The sequence below is a fragment of the Streptomyces hyaluromycini genome (assembly GCF_002217755.1).
Taxonomy (GTDB): Bacteria; Actinomycetota; Actinomycetes; order Streptomycetales; family Streptomycetaceae; genus Streptomyces; species Streptomyces hyaluromycini.
In genome coordinates, this window is sequence record NZ_BCFL01000017.1 from 248,143 (window position 1) to 264,722 (window position 16,580).

The 16,580-nt window shown below is 70.2% G+C and carries 16 protein-coding genes; 8 read left to right on the forward strand and 8 right to left on the reverse strand.

Annotated features, from left to right (window positions below; all coding sequences use genetic code 11):
- Positions 1–35: 35 nt before the first annotated feature.
- The 3 genes from SSP29_RS09080 to SSP29_RS09090 form a co-directional block, all read right to left on the reverse strand.
- Positions 36–701: a DUF5063 domain-containing protein gene (locus SSP29_RS09080; RefSeq protein WP_089100036.1), complete on the reverse strand. Its 666-nt coding sequence runs from the start codon at positions 699–701 to the stop codon at positions 36–38.
- Entirely contained in the window at positions 694–1,293 is a 600-nt protein-coding gene (gene recR, locus SSP29_RS09085) for a recombination mediator RecR (protein ID WP_089100037.1), read from the reverse strand. Before recR ends, SSP29_RS09080 begins: the two co-directional genes overlap by 8 nt.
- 93 nt (positions 1,294–1,386) lie before the next feature.
- Positions 1,387–1,731: a YbaB/EbfC family nucleoid-associated protein gene (locus SSP29_RS09090; protein WP_089100038.1), complete on the reverse strand. Its 345-nt coding sequence runs from the start codon at positions 1,729–1,731 to the stop codon at positions 1,387–1,389.
- A gap of 271 nt (positions 1,732–2,002) precedes the next feature.
- Here SSP29_RS09090 and SSP29_RS09095 point away from each other — a divergent pair, with 271 nt between their 5' ends.
- A complete protein-coding gene (locus tag SSP29_RS09095; RefSeq protein WP_089100039.1) occupies positions 2,003–2,755 on the forward strand; it encodes an SLATT domain-containing protein in 753 nt (250 codons plus the stop codon).
- A 304-nt stretch (positions 2,756–3,059) separates the two neighbouring features.
- Complete coding sequence (locus SSP29_RS09100; RefSeq protein ID WP_089100040.1) at positions 3,060–4,214, forward strand: Gfo/Idh/MocA family protein; 1,155 nt, start codon at positions 3,060–3,062, stop codon at positions 4,212–4,214.
- Positions 4,215–4,232: 18 nt separating this feature from the next.
- Here the strand turns inward: SSP29_RS09100 and SSP29_RS09105 are convergent, their stop codons facing one another.
- The gene (locus tag SSP29_RS09105; RefSeq protein WP_089100041.1) at positions 4,233–5,759 is read right to left on the reverse strand and encodes a substrate-binding domain-containing protein; all 1,527 of its coding nucleotides are present in this window, start codon (positions 5,757–5,759) and stop codon (positions 4,233–4,235) included.
- A gap of 134 nt (positions 5,760–5,893) precedes the next feature.
- On the reverse strand, positions 5,894–7,696 hold the full coding sequence (locus SSP29_RS09110) for a serine/threonine-protein kinase (RefSeq protein ID WP_089100042.1): 1,803 nt from the start codon (positions 7,694–7,696) through the stop codon (positions 5,894–5,896).
- 216 nt (positions 7,697–7,912) lie between these two features.
- Here SSP29_RS09110 and SSP29_RS09115 point away from each other — a divergent pair, with 216 nt between their 5' ends.
- From SSP29_RS09115 to SSP29_RS09130, 4 genes are all read left to right on the forward strand, one after another.
- Positions 7,913–9,271 carry an aspartate aminotransferase family protein gene (locus tag SSP29_RS09115; RefSeq protein WP_089100043.1) on the forward strand — a complete coding sequence of 453 codons (1,359 nt, stop codon included), beginning with the start codon at positions 7,913–7,915 and terminating at the stop codon, positions 9,269–9,271.
- A 252-nt stretch (positions 9,272–9,523) separates the two neighbouring features.
- Positions 9,524–10,225, forward strand: a complete 702-nt coding sequence (locus SSP29_RS09120; RefSeq protein ID WP_089100044.1) for a GntR family transcriptional regulator — start codon at positions 9,524–9,526, stop codon at positions 10,223–10,225.
- Positions 10,222–12,669: a dolichyl-phosphate beta-glucosyltransferase gene (locus tag SSP29_RS09125; protein WP_089100045.1), complete on the forward strand. Its 2,448-nt coding sequence runs from the start codon at positions 10,222–10,224 to the stop codon at positions 12,667–12,669. The genes SSP29_RS09120 and SSP29_RS09125 overlap by 4 nt, the downstream gene beginning before the upstream one ends.
- 78 nt (positions 12,670–12,747) lie before the next feature.
- The gene (locus SSP29_RS09130) at positions 12,748–13,398 is read left to right on the forward strand and encodes a putative DNA-mimic protein (RefSeq protein WP_089100046.1); all 651 of its coding nucleotides are present in this window, start codon (positions 12,748–12,750) and stop codon (positions 13,396–13,398) included.
- Between the two features lie 10 nt (positions 13,399–13,408).
- Here SSP29_RS09130 and SSP29_RS09135 read toward each other — a convergent pair whose 3' ends face one another.
- The 3 genes from SSP29_RS09135 to SSP29_RS09150 all read right to left on the reverse strand — a co-directional run bounded on the left by SSP29_RS09135 (position 13,409) and on the right by SSP29_RS09150 (position 15,085).
- A complete protein-coding gene (locus tag SSP29_RS09135) occupies positions 13,409–13,852 on the reverse strand; it encodes a PIN domain-containing protein (RefSeq protein WP_089100047.1) in 444 nt (147 codons plus the stop codon).
- On the reverse strand, positions 13,849–14,115 hold the full coding sequence (locus SSP29_RS09140) for a cupin domain-containing protein (protein WP_150133819.1): 267 nt from the start codon (positions 14,113–14,115) through the stop codon (positions 13,849–13,851). The genes SSP29_RS09135 and SSP29_RS09140 overlap by 4 nt, the downstream gene beginning before the upstream one ends.
- Positions 14,116–14,677: 562 nt before the next feature.
- Entirely contained in the window at positions 14,678–15,085 is a 408-nt protein-coding gene (locus tag SSP29_RS09150) for a hypothetical protein (protein ID WP_089100050.1), read from the reverse strand.
- A 124-nt stretch (positions 15,086–15,209) separates the two neighbouring features.
- On the opposite strand from SSP29_RS09150, the gene SSP29_RS09155 reads away from it, so the two are divergent.
- Complete coding sequence (locus SSP29_RS09155; RefSeq protein ID WP_089100717.1) at positions 15,210–16,052, forward strand: helix-turn-helix domain-containing protein; 843 nt, start codon at positions 15,210–15,212, stop codon at positions 16,050–16,052.
- Positions 16,049–16,291, forward strand: coding sequence for a DUF397 domain-containing protein (locus SSP29_RS09160; protein ID WP_089100051.1), 243 nt, complete (start codon positions 16,049–16,051; stop codon positions 16,289–16,291). The genes SSP29_RS09155 and SSP29_RS09160 overlap by 4 nt, the downstream gene beginning before the upstream one ends.
- Positions 16,292–16,580: the final 289 nt, after the last annotated feature.

Genomic DNA, 16,580 nt, shown 5'->3' on the forward strand with positions numbered 1-16,580 from the left:
CCTGGGGCGGGTGCCGACCGAGGACGGGAGCTGTCCTACTTGGAGGAGGACCGTACTCCCAGTGCCCCGCCGATCTCCTGTTCCATGACCTGGCCCGCCTCGAACTCCAGTGTCTCGTCGCCGATCGTGTCCTGGTCGGTGTCCAGGCCGTCCAGTTCGTCCAGGGGCTGGTTCAGGCGGACGTGGATCAGGACGGACTGGAGGGCGCGCAGGACCGCGGAGGCGGTGGGGCCCCAGTTGGAGAAGTAGGAGAACTGCCACCACCACAGGGCCTCCGTGGTGCGGCCCGAGCGGTAGTGGGCCATGCCGTGGCGGAGGTCGGTGATGATGTCGGCCAGGTCGTCCGAGATGCGGGCCGGGACGGGCGCCTTGCGGGGCTCGTAGGGGTCGAAGACCTCGGAGTAGACGTCGATGGGGTCGAGCAGGCGCGCGAAGTTCTCGCGGAGCTGGTCGACGTCCGGCTCCGGGCCCAGGTCCGGCTCGTAGCGCTCGTCGGGGACGATGTCCTCGTGCGCGCCGAGCCGGCCGCCGGCCAGCAGGAGCTGGGAGACCTCCAGGAGGAGGAAGGGGACCGCCGAGTCCGGCTCGTCGCCCTTCGACACCTCCGTCACGGCCACCAGGAAACTCTCCACCTGGTCGGCGATCTGGACCGCGAAGTCGTCAGGGTTCTGCGCGGTCGCGTGCAGCGTGGCGTCAGACATCTAGGAGTCGTCTCCCCTCGAAGGCGCGGCCGAGCGTGACCTCGTCCGCGTATTCCAGGTCGCCACCCACCGGGAGGCCGCTGGCCAGGCGGGTGACCTTCAGGCCCATGGGTTTGATCATGCGGGCGAGGTAGGTGGCAGTCGCCTCGCCCTCCAGGTTCGGGTCCGTGGCCAGGATCAGCTCGGTGACCGTGCCGTCGGCCAGACGCGTGAGGAGTTCTCTTATCCGGAGGTCGTCGGGGCCGACGCCCTCGATCGGGCTGATCGCGCCGCCGAGCACGTGGTAACGGCCGCGGAACTCCCGCGTGCGCTCGATCGCGACGACGTCCTTCGGCTCCTCCACGACACAGATCACCGTCGGGTCGCGGCGGGCGTCACGGCAGATGTTGCACAGTTCCTCCTGTGCCACGTTGCCGCAGGTCGCGCAGAAGCGGACCTTCGCCTTCACCTCCAGGAGAGCCTGCGCCAGACGCCGTACGTCCGTGGGCTCCGCCTGCAGGATGTGGAAGGCGATCCGCTGCGCGCTCTTGGGACCGACGCCGGGAAGCCGCCCCAGCTCGTCGATGAGGTCCTGGACCACGCCTTCGTACAACGGACTGCCCTTCCTGGAGTCTTTCGGTACGTACGGTAGTTGGCTGCCGCCTGTCCTAGGAAGGCGGTACGAGTGTCGTGCGGGCGACGAACATCAGAACGGCAGGCCCGGGATGCCGCTGCCGCCGCCCAGACCCTGCGCCAGCGGGCCCAGCTTCTGCTGCTGGAGCGCCTGGGCGTTCTCACTGGCCGCCTGCACCGCCGCGATGATCAGGTCGGCGAGGGTCTCGGTGTCCTCCGGGTCCACCGCCTTCGGGTCGATCTTCAGCGCGCGCAGTTCGCCGGAGCCGGTCACGGTGGCCTTCACCAGGCCGCCGCCCGCCTGTCCGTCGACCTCCGTGTTCGCCAGTTCCTCCTGGGCCCGTGCCAGGTCCTGCTGCATCTTCTGGGCCTGCTGGAGCAGCTGCTGCATGTTGGGCTGGCCACCACCGGGGATCACGATCAGCTCCTGGGTCGGGTCCGGATTTTCTCTGTTGTGGATGAGCCTACGTGGTCGACGCAGCCATCGCCCCGCCACTCTTTCGAGTGAGATTCCCGAGATGCCTATACCTGATCAAGGCCCACTTCTGGGCGTAAAAGAGGCGAAAGCAAGGCCCCCGCCACCCATTGGGCGGTAGGAAGGGTTCCCGTCGTCAGCATTCATTGTCAGGTCCAGTGCCAGGTCCGATGTCACGGAACGTGACCGGTCGGGATCAGTTAGGGAGTGCCGGGTGGGTCAGCCGGAGATGCAGCCCGAGGGACCGCCCCAGGACGGGCGGGGCGGCGAGGGCGCGGCCGGACTGCGGCCGGGTGATCTGACCGGGCGGGCGTTCCCGCTCGGGGACTGGGGTGAGCCGGCCGAGCGGCTCGACGAGCTGTACCGGTGGGTGGAGCGCGGGGCGCTGGAGACGGCCGCGTGGTATCTGGCGGACCGGGTGTGGAAGCGGCGGGGGGCGAGGGCGCTGCGGTGCGGGGCGGCCGTGGGGGCGGTGCTGGGGGCCGCGCTGCCGTTGCTTGACCTCACCGGGGTGGTCGGCGGGGTCGCGCCCTGGGGGTACCTCTCGCTGCTGATGGCGGTGTCCTGCGTCGGTGTCGACCGGTTCTTCGGGGTGACGTCCGGCTGGATAAGGGACATGGCCACCGCGCAGGCCGTGCAGCGGCGGCTGCAGGTGTTGCAGTTCGACTGGGCGTCGGAGAGTGTGCGGGAGGTGCTGGGGCCGGCGGAGGGGACGGCGAGCGAGGCGAGCGAGCGGTGCCTGGGGGTGCTGCGGCGGTTCTCGGAGGACGTGACCGAGCTGGTCCGTACGGAGACGGCCGACTGGATGGTGGAGTTCCGGACGGGGCCGACGCCGCTGGGCATGCAGGCGACGGTGGCGGCGGGGCCGCGGGCGGATGCGGGGCATCTGAACGGGCGGTTTCCGCTGCCGGGCCCTAACGGGGCGCGGCCGAACATGCCGAGACAGAGGCCGCCGGAACCGAGGTGAGGTGAGGTGAGGGGGTGCGCGTCGTGGGTTCGGTGCAGCGCCGTTGGGGGTTTCGCGCAGTTCCCCGCGCCCCTGAAGGGGGTGGTTTCGCCCCGTGGCTCAGTGCCGCACCGTGGGGGCTGATCGCGCAGTTCCCCGCGCCCCTTACGGGGCGCTGCAGCCCCGCACCTCTAGCCCGCACCCCCAAAGGGGCGCGTGAAGGGGCCGTACTAATTGTCAGGACGGCCGAATGTCTTGACATCTCTGGAAGTGGCGCCGCATCGTGGGCACGCAAGCTCTGGACGGTCCAAAGAAGGGCAGCCACATGGTGCGTACGGTCGGGGTCGCCGTCGTCGGGTTCGGGTGGATGGGGCGGGTGCATACCCAGGCCTACCAGCGGGTCCCCCACCACTTCCCGCAGCTGCCCGTACGGCCCGAGCTGGTGACCGTCGCCGAGGAGGTGCCGGGGCGGGCCGAGGAGGCCGCCGAGCAGTTCGGGTTCCCGAGCACCACCCGAAACTGGCGGGACGTGGCGGCCGACCCGCGTGTCCACGCCGTCAGCATCACCGCGCCGAACTTCCTGCACCGCGAGATCGGCGTCGCCATGGCCGAGGCCGGCAAGCACATATGGATCGAGAAGCCGGTCGGGCTGACCGCGGAGGACGCCCGCGCGGTGGCGGACGCGGTGGCCAAGGCCGGGGTGCGCGGGACGGTCGGGTTCAACTACCGCAACGCGCCGGCCGTCGCGTACGCGCGTGAGCTGCTCGCCTCCGGTGAGCTGGGGACCGTGACGCATGTCCGCGTCCGGCTGTTCAGCGACTACGCCGCACATCCCGACGGCGCCCTGACCTGGCGGTACGAGCGGGCCCGGGGCGGTGGCGGGGTGCTCGGCGACCTGGCCTCGCACGGCGTCGACCTGGCCCGCTTCCTGCTCGGCGACATCGAGTCGCTGGCCGCCGACACGGCCGTGTTCATCCCGGAGCGCGCCCGCCCCACCGGCGCCACCGCCGGCCACACCCTCGCCACCGGCGGCGAGCTCGGCCCGGTCGAGAACGAGGACTACGTCAACTGCCTGCTGCGCTTCGCCTCCGGCGCCCGGGGTGTCCTGGAGGCCTCCCGGGTCTCGGTCGGCGAGCAGAACAACTACGGCTTCGAGGTGCACGGCACCAAGGGCGCCGTCTTCTGGGACTACCGGCGGATGGGCGAGCTGGGCGTCAGCCGTGGCACCTCCTACCAGGACCAGCCTGTCTCCACGGTCTTCGTCGGACCCGGCCACGGCGAGTACGGCGCCTTCCAGCCCGGCGCCGCCAACGCCATGGGCTACGACGACCTCAAGGTGATCGAGGCCCGCAACTTCCTGCGCTCCGTCGCCGAGGGCACCTCCTACGGCCCGACCCTGGAGGACGCCGTGCACAGCGCGACCGCCCTCGACGCGATGAGCCGCTCGGCCGCGCAGGGGACCTGGGTCACCCTCGGCTGAACCCCGGCCGGGGAGCGCTCACGCGCAGAGTTTCATGGTCGCCGGCGCGTAGCAGGCCACATGCCCGTACGAGCGGATCACGTCCTGGCCGTTCCCCTTCTCGACGTACGACAGGAAGCTCGACGCCAGTGAGGTGGCCGACGGCTGGCCGTAGGTGTACGCGTACTCGATCTCGCGGTACGGGTACGGGCTGACGCCGCGCTCGATCGCGTCCACCGACGGGGCGTTGGCGTCCAGGGAGAGGATGTGCAGGCCCTTCGCATGCTCCGCCACGTTCAGCTCGGCGTAGCCGACCGCGCCCTTCAGCCCGGCCACCTGCGACAGCACCTGGTCGGTGGAGTCCAGCTCGCAGCGGATCACCTTCGCCGTCGGGTCGTCCTTGTGCACGCAGTCCACGGAGGAGTTGGCGATCTCGCCACGCTTCAGCACCCGCCGCTGGAAGACCTGCCGGGTCCCGGAGTTGGCGTCCCGGCTGACCAGCACCACCTGCAGGTCGGGGCCGCCCAGCTGCTTCCAGTTGGTGATCTCGCCCCGGTACAGCCGTCGTACCTCGGCCGTGGTGAGGTTGCGCAGCGGCACGTCGTCGTTCACGACCAGCGCGAAGACCACCAGGGCGACCCGGTTCTCCTTCAGTTCGGGCATGTCGGTGGGCTTGGGCCCGTCGGAGAGCGCCAGCACCGACGGGGAGCCCGTCTTCGCGCCCGCCCCGGCGTCGTTCAGCTCCCTGATCCCGGCGGTCGAGCCGCGCGCGTCCACCGTGATCGACGCGCCCGCGCAGTCCTTCTCGTACTTCTTCGCCGCGTCCCGCATCACGGGGGCGAAGGCGGTCGAGCCGATGACCCGCAGCGAGCCCTTCGCGCAGCCCATCGGCGGCGGGGTGTCGTCGCGGGCCACGACGATCGTGGCGAGGGTGAGCACGCTGAGCGTCAGCATGATGGTGATCAGCCGGGAGGCGCGGCTGAACAGGGGCGTGGCGTCGTCGGGGGTGGCACTGCGGTTGGGGTGCACCTCGCCGTCGTGGAGCCCGCCGACGATCCTGATCTCCCGGCCGACGTCACCGCCGGACAGCAGCACAAGGAGCTTGAAGTGCTCGCCGTGGTTGAGCGGGACCCGCGGGATGCGCAGGGTGTTGCCCGAGTAGCCGAAGCCGCGCTCCGGGGTGAAGTGCGGCATGAGGTGGTCGCTGTCGGTCGGCTGGGTGACCGAGACGCCCCGGATGACGCGGTCGGCGAACACGGCGGTCAGACCGTGCAGTTCGGGACTGGTGTAGTCGTCGCGGCCGATGCCCTGGGAGCCGTCGTTCTCGATGCGCAGCAGGACCAGGGTGGCACCGGCCATGTCCGGGGCCTCGTCGAAGAGGCCCAGGCGCCTGCCGATACGGCCCGAACGGACGTCGTCGCCGATCGGGTTGTCCATCTGGACGCGGTAGCCGATCCGTTTGCGGCGCGGGACTCGGCGCTCGTACCAGAAGATGCCCGCGGACGCGACGATGCCGAGCACCGCGGTGCCCACGGCGACGATGTTCTCCGTGCTCAGCCACTCCATGTGGGTGCCCCCGCCACTCCCCGGAGTCGGATGGTGCGGTCACCGTAAGGGGCAGGATGCGGTTGCGAAGGGACATACCGGTCACCCGCACTGTTGTTCGCCGAACGTTCAACTTCCTCGGGCCGAGCGGCAGTTCACTTCTTGCTGTAGGTCAGGCTCTCGTTGCCGTCCTTCGTCACGCGCTTCAGCTTGCCGCCCGACAGCAGGGTCACCTCGGTGGCCTCTCCGGCGCTGCACGACGAACGGGGCTTGCCGGACGTGACCGTGGAGGGGCCGATCTCCAACGGGCCGTCGGAACCGGGCTTTTCGGCCAGCTTCGCCGTGAACTCGCAGTGGTAGCCGGGACCGTCCGCCACCAGGGTGAGGACCTTGTCGCCCACGGCCCCCTGGCGGATGGTCAGTTCGCGGGTGTTGTGTCCGGTGTCGTTGTCTATCGACGTGGCCCAGGTGCCGAGGAAGCCGCTCGGGACGGTGCCCTTCGGGGCGGCCGAAGAAGAGGGCGACTTCGTGGGCGTCGGCTCGCCCGAGGCGGTGGGGGCGGTGGCCGACGGGGTGGGGGTGACCTTGCCGGCCGCCTTGCCGTCCGCGCCGTCGCCGCCGCCGCTCTGCATGAGCGCGTACACCGAGCCGCCCGCGGCCAGGAGCACGACCAGCGCGATGGTGACGAGGAGAGCGGTGGAGCGGGGGGTGCGGCGGGTCTCGTCGGCGGGGACGGGGTCGGGGTCGTAGAGGGGAGGCGGGGGTGCGTAGATCTGGGTGGGGTCGGGGGTGGTGACGGGGGCGGTGGCGGCGTAGGGGTTGTACGGCTGCGGCTGTGGGTGCGGGTGCTGGTGGGGTTGGTTCGGGTAGCCGTAGGCCGGGTGGGCGGGGGCGTGTTCGGGGGACGGGGGGTCGAGTGTCGGCTGCGGGTGGTTCGTGGCTGGTCGCGCAGTTCCCCGCGCCCCTGAGGGAGTTGCCCCTTGCGCCCATTGATTCGGTGCCGCGGATGCCGCTGCCTCGTTCAGCGCCCCGTAGACCGTCGGGTCCTCCACCTCCAGCAGCTCCACGGCGTGGCGGCCCAGTTGGGCCACCAGGGAGCCCGGCAGCCACGGGTCCCTCGACCGGCCCTCCCAGACCGTGTCGCCCGCTCCCGTCCGGGCCAGGATCGCGTCCAGCGACGGACGGGCCGCCGGGTCCTTGCGCAGGCAGTCGCGGACCACGTCGGCGATGTCCTCGGGGAGGCCGGAGAGGTCGGGGTCCTCCTGGGCGATCCGGAACATCAGGGCGTGGGCACCGCCCTCGGTGGAGCCGAAGGGAAGCCGGCCGGTGGCCGCGTAGGCGAGCACCGAGCCGAGGCAGAAGATGTCGCAGGCCGGTGTGATCCGGTCGCCGCGCACCTGCTCGGGGGCCATGAAGCCGGGCGAACCGAGGAGGGAACCGGTCTGGGTGAGCCGTTCGCCGGGCAGCGTCTCCAGTGCCCGCGCGATGCCGAAGTCGATGACCCGGGGGCCCTCTATGGTGAGCATCACGTTGGACGGCTTGAGGTCCCGGTGGACGATCCCGGCCGCGTGGATGTTGCCGAGCGCGTGCGCGAGACCGGCGGCGAGGATGCGCACCGACCGCTCGGGCAGCGGCCCGTGGTCGTGCTCGACGACCCGCTGGAGGCTCGGCCCGGCCACATAGCCGGTGGCCACCCAGGGCACGGCGGCCTCGGTGTCGGCGTCGAGAACGGGCGCGGTCCAGAACCCGCCGACCCGCTGGGCGTTGCGCACCTCCTGCCGGAAACGCTCCCGGAACTCCTCGTGCTCGGCGAGCTCCGCCCGTACCAGCTTCACGGCGACCGTACGACCGCGCTCCGACCGGGCGAGGTACACATGCCCCATCCCGCCCGCACCGAGCCGCGCCAGCAGCCGGTAGCGACCGATGTGCTGCGGATCCCCCGGCCCCAGCTTCTCCATGGCAGATCCGCTCCTTGCTCACACTTGTGATCGAGCCGAGAATAATGCGGCCGTTCCGGGGATCGCGCCGCGCTATGTCTACGGTTACGTAACAGGCACCGGTGCCGTTCGCCCGACCGTGTCCCCAGGCTGTGGACAACCTGTCGCGGAATCCCCCTGACCACGGAACATGTCGCCGATACCGCTCACCTGCCGGACACTCCTACGCTCCCGGGCATGACCCCTCAGCCCAATCCCCAGGCCGGAGCCGCCGTGAAGGCGGCCGATCGCGCGCACGTCTTCCACTCCTGGTCCGCGCAGGACCTCATCGACCCGCTCGCCGTGGCCGGCGCCGAAGGGTCGTACTTCTGGGACTACGACGGCAGGCGCTACCTGGACTTCACCAGCGGGCTCGTCTTCACCAACGTCGGCTACCAGCACCCGAAGGTGGTCGCCGCCATCCAGGAGCAGGCCGCGAAGATGACGACCTTCGCGCCCGCCTTCGCCGTCGAGGCCCGGTCGGAGGCGGCCCGGCTGATCGCCGAGCGCACGCCCGGCGACCTGGACAAGATCTTCTTCACCAACGGCGGCGCCGACGCCATCGAGCACGCCGTGCGGATGGCGCGGCTGCACACCGGGCGCCCGAAGGTGCTGTCCGCCTACCGCTCGTACCACGGCGGCACCCAGCAGGCGATCAACATCACCGGCGACCCGCGCCGCTGGGCCTCCGACGGCGCCGCCGCCGGGGTCGTGCACTTCTGGGCGCCCTTCCTCTACCGCTCCCGCTTCTACGCGGAGACCGAGGAGCAGGAGACCGCGCGGGCGCTGGAGCACCTGGAGACGACCCTCGCCTTCGAGGGGCCGGGGACGGTCGCGGCCATCGTGCTGGAGACCATCCCCGGGACCGCGGGGATCATGGTGCCGCCGGCCGGGTATCTGGCGGGGGTCCGGGAGATCTGCGACAAGTACGGGATCGTCTTCGTTCTGGACGAGGTCATGGCCGGGTTCGGACGGACCGGGGAGTGGTTCGCCGCCGACCTGTTCGGGGTCGTACCGGACCTGATGACCTTCGCCAAGGGCGTGAACAGCGGGTATGTGCCGCTGGGCGGTGTGGCCATCAGCGGGAAGATCGCCGAGACCTTCGCCAAGCGGCCCTACCCGGGCGGGCTGACGTACTCCGGGCATCCGCTGGCCTGTGCCGCCGCCGTCGCGACGATCAACGTGATGGCGGAGGAGGGGGTCGTCGAGAACGCGAAGCGGCTGGGCGCGGAGGTCGTGGGGCCGGCGCTCGCCTCGCTCGCCGAGCGGCACCCGAGTGTGGGCGAGGTCCGCGGGGTCGGCATGTTCTGGGCGCTCGACCTGGTGAAGAACCGGGAGACCCGGGAGCCGCTGGTGCCGTACAACGCGGCCGGGGAGGCGAACGCGGCGATGGCCGCCTTCGGCGCTGCGGCGAAGAAGCAGGGGCTGTGGCCGTTCGTGAACATGAACCGGACGCATGTCGTGCCGCCGTGCAATGTCAGTGAGGCCGAGCTGAAGGAAGGGTTCGCTGCGCTGGACGCCGCGCTGAGTGTGGCCGACGAATACACGGTGGCTTGAGGTCGCGTTTTGACTGCGGGTGCGTGGGGGCTGGTCGCGCCCACGCGGCGGCAGCCGCAAATCCGATACAGCCCCGCGCCCCTATGGGGCGCGTCCTCACGGGCGGCTCACAGGAACCGTAGAAAGGACCCACGGGTAGCTTCCCGGGTACAGAAGGAGTACACCCGGAACCCGAACGCGTAAGGTGGCGTGCTCGTACATGTATCTGTGAGCGAGCACGTCACCCGTACGCGTGAGGAGAGGCACCCGACGATGCCCGGCAACGGCGCTGTGACCCGCAGTACCCTGCGCCAGCAGATCGCGGACGCGCTCCGTGACGAGGTGCTCGCCGGGCGGCTGCAGCCGGGCCGGGAGTTCACCGTCAAGGAGATCGCCGAGCAGTACGGGGTCTCCGCCACGCCGGTCCGCGAGGCGCTGGTCGACCTGTCCGCGCAGGGCATCCTCGACGCCGACCAGCACCGCGGCTTCCGGGTGCCGGAGTACACGTTCGCCGACTACCGGGGCATGATCGAGGCCCGCAGCCTGGTCACCGACGGCATGTTCCAGGCCCTCGCCCACGGCCTCCACCCGGCCTTCAAGGACCCCGAGGAGCCCCGGGTCGCGGCCGCGCTGGCCGCGGTCCGCCGGCGCGGCGAGGAGGCGCAGCGCGCCGCTACCGCCGGTGACCTGACCATCCTCATCGGCTACGACCTGCGGTTCTGGCGGGAGCTGTCGGCCCTGTTCGGCAACCCCTACCTCGCCGACTTCCTGCACCGGCTGCGCGTGCAGTCCTGGGTGTGCGCGGTGCAGCATCTGCGCCGGCTGCCCGATCTACGCGGGTATCTGTGGTCCCGGCACACCGAGTTGGTCGACGCGCTGTCCCGCCGGGACACCGAGTCCGCCCGGGGGATCGTCGCCGCGTACAACACGCACTCCCTCGCCCTGATCGAGCGACTGGCGGAGAAGAACGGATGACCGCGCCCACGGAGACCACGGAGGACGAGGACAGGGGGACCGTCGATCTTTCGGTCGTCATCCCGGCGTACAACGAGGAGGAACGGCTCGGCCCGACGCTCGACGCCGTCACCCGCTACCTCGCCGACAACGAGAGCCGCTTCGGGTCCTGGGAAGTGATCGTCTCCGACGACGGTTCCACGGACGGGACGCGCGAGGTCGCCGCCTTACAGCACCCGCACGTCCGCCTGGTCGCCGCGGACCGCAACCGGGGCAAGGGCAACGCCCTGCGCCTCGGCGTCGCCGCGACCGGCGGCAGCCGCGTGCTCGTCACCGACGCCGACCTCGCGGCGCCGATCGAGGAGCTGGAGCGGCTGGACAAGGCGCTCAGCGAGGGCAGCGCGGCGGCGATCGGGTCGCGTGCGGTGCCGGGCGCGGAGATAGCCGACCACCAGCACCGGCTGCGCGAGCTGCTCGGCCGTGCCGGGAACCTGCTGATACGCGCGACCGCCGTGCCCGGGATCCGGGACACCCAGTGCGGGTTCAAGCTCTTCGACGGCGACCTGGCCCGCGAGGCCTTCGCCGGCTCCCGGCTGGACGGCTGGGGCATCGACATCGAGGTCCTCCAGCACCTGCACCGGGGCGGCCACCCGATCGCCGAGGTCCCGGTCCGCTGGAGCCACCAGCCCGGCTCGAAGGTGGGCCCGCTGGACTACCCGAAGGTCCTCGCCGACCTGGCCCGGCTGCGCGTCCGCCGCCTGCGCCCGGCCGACCTGCTGGTCCCGTTCCTCTTCCTCGCCCTCTCGATCGCCCTCTACTCGGGCCGCTTCTTCGACCCGGACCACCGCTATCTCGTCGACTCCCTCCAGGACCAGAACCAGTGGGAGTGGTTCTTCGCGGTGACCGCGGACAACCTCGCGCACCTGCGCAACCCGCTCTTCTCCGACTTCCAGAACTTCCCCGACGGCGTCAACCTCATGGCCAACACGGTCATGCTGGGCCTGTCGGTCCCCTTCGCCCCGCTGACCCTCATAGCAGGACCGGCCGTCTCGCTCTCCGTGTGCATGGCGCTGGGCCTCGCCGCGACCGCCGTCGCCTGGTACTGGCTGATCGTGAAGCGGGTGGTACGGCACCGGGGTGCCGCCTTCGTCGGCGCGGCCCTCGCGGCCTTCGCGCCGCCGATGGTCAGCCACGCCAACGCGCACCCCAACTTCGTGATCCTGTTCATGATCCCGCTGATCATCGACCGTGCCCTGCGCCTGGCCACCGGCGCCCGGGTCCGGCGGGACGGGATCGTGCTCGGCCTGATGGCGGCGTACCAGGTCTTCCTGGGCGAGGAGCCGTTCCTGCTGGCGGCGCTGGGCATGACCCTGTTCGCCCTCGCATACGCGGTCGCACGGCCCGAGGTCGCGAAGGAGGCCTGGCGCCCGCTGGGCAAGGGCCTGCTGATCGCCGGGGCCGTCTGCCTGCCCCTGATCGCCTTCCCGCTCTACTGGCAGTTCACGGGCCCGCAGAGCTACCACAGCGTCCTGCACGGCGACAACGCCGGAAACAGCCCCCTCTCCCTCCTCGCCTTCTCCGAACGCTCGCTGCTCTACGGCAACGCGGGCCGCGCCAACGAACTCTCCCTCAACCCCACCGAGCAGAACGCCTTCTACGGCTGGCCGCTGGTCCTGGTCGCCTTCGGGATCGTCGTACGGCTGTGGGAGCGGCCGCTGGTCAAGGCGCTGGCGTTCACCTCTGTCGCCGCGGCCGTGCTGTCCATGGGCCCGAAGATCCGCATCCCGCTGACGGAGACGGTGTATCCGGGCCCCTGGGCGCTGGTGCGGAAGTTCCCGCTCTTCGAGTCCGTCATCGAGGGCCGGGTGGCGATGATCTGCGCGCCCGCGCTGGGCATGCTGCTCGCCCTGGCCCTGGAGAAGGTCCTGGCCACCCGCCGCATCGGCGCCCAGTACTTCGGCCTGCTCGCCGTCGCCCTCGCCCTGCTCCCGATCCTCCCGGCCCCGCTCAAGTCCGAGCAGCGGGAGGCGGTCCCGGAGTTCATCAGCAGCGGGATGTGGAAGACGTACGTGGGCAAGGGCGAGTCGCTCGTCCCCCTCCCGCTCCCGGACCCCGGCTACGCGGAGGCCCTGCACTGGCAGACCAGCGCCGGGCTCGGCTTCAAGCTCCCCGGCGGATACTTCAACGGCCCCTACGGCACGGACCGCATCGGCATCTACGGCGCCGTCCCGCGCTACACCTCCAGCATGCTCCGGGACGTCCGCTACACCGGGAAGGTCCCGGTGATCGGCAAGAACTGGCAGGCGCAGGCGAAGCAGGACTTCGCGTACTGGAAGGCGGGGGCCCTGGTGGTCGCCCCGCAACCCAATGACGAGAAACTACGACAGGCGGTGGAGGCCCTGACCGGAAAACCCGGTAAGTGGACCGGTGGGGTCTGGGTATGGGACCTGCACGAGGGGAGCTGACCGGCGCCGCACGGATTACTCTTCCCTGACCACCTGGCTGAGCACTTGCTGTGAACGCGCTGATACTAGGAGCCCTCTTTGGCCTGTGACCTCTGGCTGGTACCGCTGGTCGACGTGTTGTGCCACACCCCCGACAATCCGTTCGCCGAGGAACTCGCGCAATACAACAAGGTGCTCGCCGAGGCCGGGCTGCCCCCGGTGCCGGTGTACCAGTACATGCCGGGCCTGTCCGGCGAGGTCGCACCCGTGGCCGGCTTCGACTACGACGCACTCCACTTCCTGCGCCGCGCCTACCTCCTCCAGGTCTGCGGCCTGCCCGTCTCCCCCGTGGACGACCTCGGCGGTGACTACGAGCAGCTCCTGGAGATGTTCGAGTCGACGGCCCAGCAGTCGCACCTGGTCTGGCACTACGACCACGCGGGCGCGTACGTCCCGGTCGACTTCCCGAACCCGCTCTCCAGCGACGAACTCCTGGCCAGCGGCGGCCCCCTGGGCTCCTCCCACGGCCTGCTGCGCGAGCTGGAGTACGTCGCCCCGTCGATCGGCATCGACCCGGCGAACCCCCCGGCCCCGCCGCAGCCCCCCGCCGCCCCCACCGACCTCGAAGAACCGGCGGTCCCGGCCCCCTACGACCCGAGCCCCTTCGCCCGCGAACGCCACGTCTGGCTGGGCCTGCACGCGGCGGCGACGCGGAGCCTGGCACAGGGGTCGATGATCGTCTTCAGCTGACGGGCGGGGATCAGTTCTCGACGATACGGATGGTGCGGATGCCGGTGCCCCGGTAACGCATCGGGGTTCTGGTCAGTACGGCACGGCCGCGCGGCCATTCGACGGTCGGCAGGGCGAGGTGCAGCACATGCGCGCCGCTCCAGTCGGGCTCGTCCTTGCCGTGCTCCGAGTCGCCCTTCGCGGCACGCAGCCGCTTGCCGACGGCGGTGGCCGCCGCGAAGTCGAGCCCCTCGATGTTGACGGACGGCAGCGCACCGACGTGCTCGGCGACACCGGCCCGCTCGCGCTCGGCGGCGGCCAGGCTCACCGCGGGGATGTAGACCCGCAGAGCGGGGTCCTTCTCGGCCTCGACGACGAGACGCGAGGCCATGCTGTTCCCGGCGCCGAGCGCGAGGGCCGCCGTGTCGTCGAAGATGACGGCACGCGGCAGCGGGTAACGCTCTTCCCCGGTCACTGGACCTCCCCGATCCGACCCGACTCGATGTCGGCCCACAGCTGCTCGCCGGCCTTCTCGTCCTCTTCGGTGTAGGGCCGCCCCAGGAAGTGCTCCTCGACGTACGCCCTGGTCTCCTCGTACCGCTTGCGCAGCTCCTCCTTGGTGGGCGTGGCCCCGGCCAGCTCCGCCACGAAGTCCCGCATGCTCATCCCGCGTTCCCGGGCGAGCTCCTGGAGGCGGTCGCGGACGGCGGGGTCGACCTTGATCGTGGTGTCAGCCATGAGGACAGTATACTGGCGGTATACCGTCTCAGGGCGTACGAGTGTGACAGTCATCGACGTTCCTTTCTCTGGTTTCTAGGCCGCCACGAGGCGAACTTTTTGCAATTCACCCGCCGGTGCCCCGGATTCGTACGGCCTCTCGAAAACCTCGCAGGTCGTCGAGTACTGCCGCGTGACCGGATCCCGTCGCACGACCCGCCGCAGATACCGCCGTTCCTCCAGCTCACGCAGGGAGGCGACGATAGACATGCACCCTTCGCCGCGCTGTGCCGCGAGGATGCGCTCGGTGATCCAGGAACCGTTCGGCAGCCCCAAGAGGTACGTCAGTACGCCTACCGCTCCCCAGGACAGACGTCGGTCCCCGAAACGGGAGTTGGCGAGGGCTGCGAAGGCGCGCAGGGGCGCCGTACGATGAACGCGCATCGGAGCTGTTCTCTCCAGGTGTCGAGCCCCCAGGTGTTGGCGCACCGTGGGGGCAATCTCGTTGATCGTGACTTTAGGGCCTCGCAAAGAGCCGAGCGCAAGCCACAATCCCTTTTTTCTGCCCGCGTGTTGACGCAATTCACTCCGGCGAGTGAAGCGCGGTCCGCAGCAATCGCGTGTGCACGAAACGCCCGTGCGCGGTGGGCCGATAGCGCCAGGCCAACGGCCAGGTCATGTCGTCCAGCGCGGGAATCGGGATGTACGACACCCGGGCCGGAACGGCGGTCAGCCTGGTCACCTCCGCAGGCCAGGGCAGGTGATCCGTACTCCCGGCCGGAACCAGGAAGTACACACACCGCCGCCCACTGGCGACCTCGATGACGGGCCCCGGGTCACCCCCGGTCAGCTCCGCGAGCCGGTCGGCGAGCCGCCGCCCCCACTCCCCGTCGTCCACCCGCACCGCGTCGAACTGGACACCGGCCTTGCGGAGTTGAACGCCGGAGGCCGGCAGCCAGCCGAGGTTTGACTGGTCACTTTGCGTGTTCATGGGACCAGTTTGGGCAGGTGCGGCTACCGTCGCCATAACTCTGAGTCAAGAGCCGAAAACTCTGGGAATTCGGGGTTCGGTGGTTGTGACCGGTTGAGTTCGGTTGAGTTCGGGGGTGACCGCAATGGCGCGGGCTGAGAACAAGGCGGAGGCGGGCAGCACGGGACAGCTCCTGGCCGCTCTCGCGAAGGCATTCCGCGAGCAACAGGATCTGACGCAAGAGGAGTTGGGGAAGCGCATCGGCTACACCGGGTCCGCGATCAGCGCGATGGAGACGGGAGCGCAGCCCGCCAGCGACAAGATGCTCGCCAAGCTGGAGGAGGCGATCGGCGGCGGGCTGGGGATCTTCGAGAAGGCGCGCAGGTTCGTACTGCTGGACAAGTATCCGCCCCAGTTCAAGAACTTCGCGCTGGTGGAGCAGGAGGCGGTCTCGCTGTCGTCGTACCAGACGTTCGTGGTCGACGGTCTGTTCCAGACACCGGAGTACGCACGCGCGCTGATCGGCGGAGGCTTCCCGAAGCTGCCCGACGAGAAGGTGGAGGAACTGGTCGAGGCACGGGTGGCACGGCGTGCGCTGTTCGAGCGGGCAGACCCGACGGCCATGATCGAGCTGATCCTGGAGGAGTCGGTACTGCGGCGGCCGTTCGGGAGCTGGGAGGTGCTGCGCGACCAATTGCGGTCGCTTGCGGAGGACGCGGAGCGGGACAATGTGAGTGTCCAAGTAATCCCACAGGAACGGGGGTTGAGGGCTGGACACGCGGGAGCCTACGGCGACATGAAGCTGGTGAAGACCAAGGACCACCACGACGTCGTCTACCTCGAAGTCCAGGACGAAAGCCTCCTGGTCAGCGATCCCGCGAAGGTAGCTCTCCTCGCCCACCGGTATGCAAAGATCCGAACTCAGGCACTGAGCCCGGACGACTCACTGGGCCTCATCCGGAAGTTGGCGGGAGAAGACCGGACATGACCAGCACCGTGCAGTGGTTCAAGTCGAGCTACAGCGACAGCAGCGGCGGCCAGTGCATCGAAACCGCCTACACCTGGCGCAAGTCCTCGTACAGCAACGCCAGCGGCGGCGACTGCCTCGAAATATCCCCCTGCCCCCACACCATCCACATCCGCGACTCCAAGACGGCCCCCGACGGCCCCCACCTCGACCTCTCCCCCGCCGCCTGGGTCGGCTTCGTCACGCAGCTCACGAAGTGACCGTCGGGTCACTCGCTTCTCGGCCAGGGTCTTACTTCCGCGAGGTGAGTCAAGGGCGCTCCGCGTCGGCTGCGCCGATGGCCCTGCGGGCCACCCTTGACACACCTCGCTCCAGCACGGGAGAGAAGCGAGCGAGCGGCCGGAAACAAGCGGGGCCCTGACCGGCGTTCGCGGTCAGCCGTCGGCCGCGTCCGCATCGTTGCCCGACGGGCGCGCTCCCGCTTGGCCAGCACGCCGGGCCGGCCAAGCGGCGAACGGTGAGTCGCGGGCGCACCGACGACACAACACT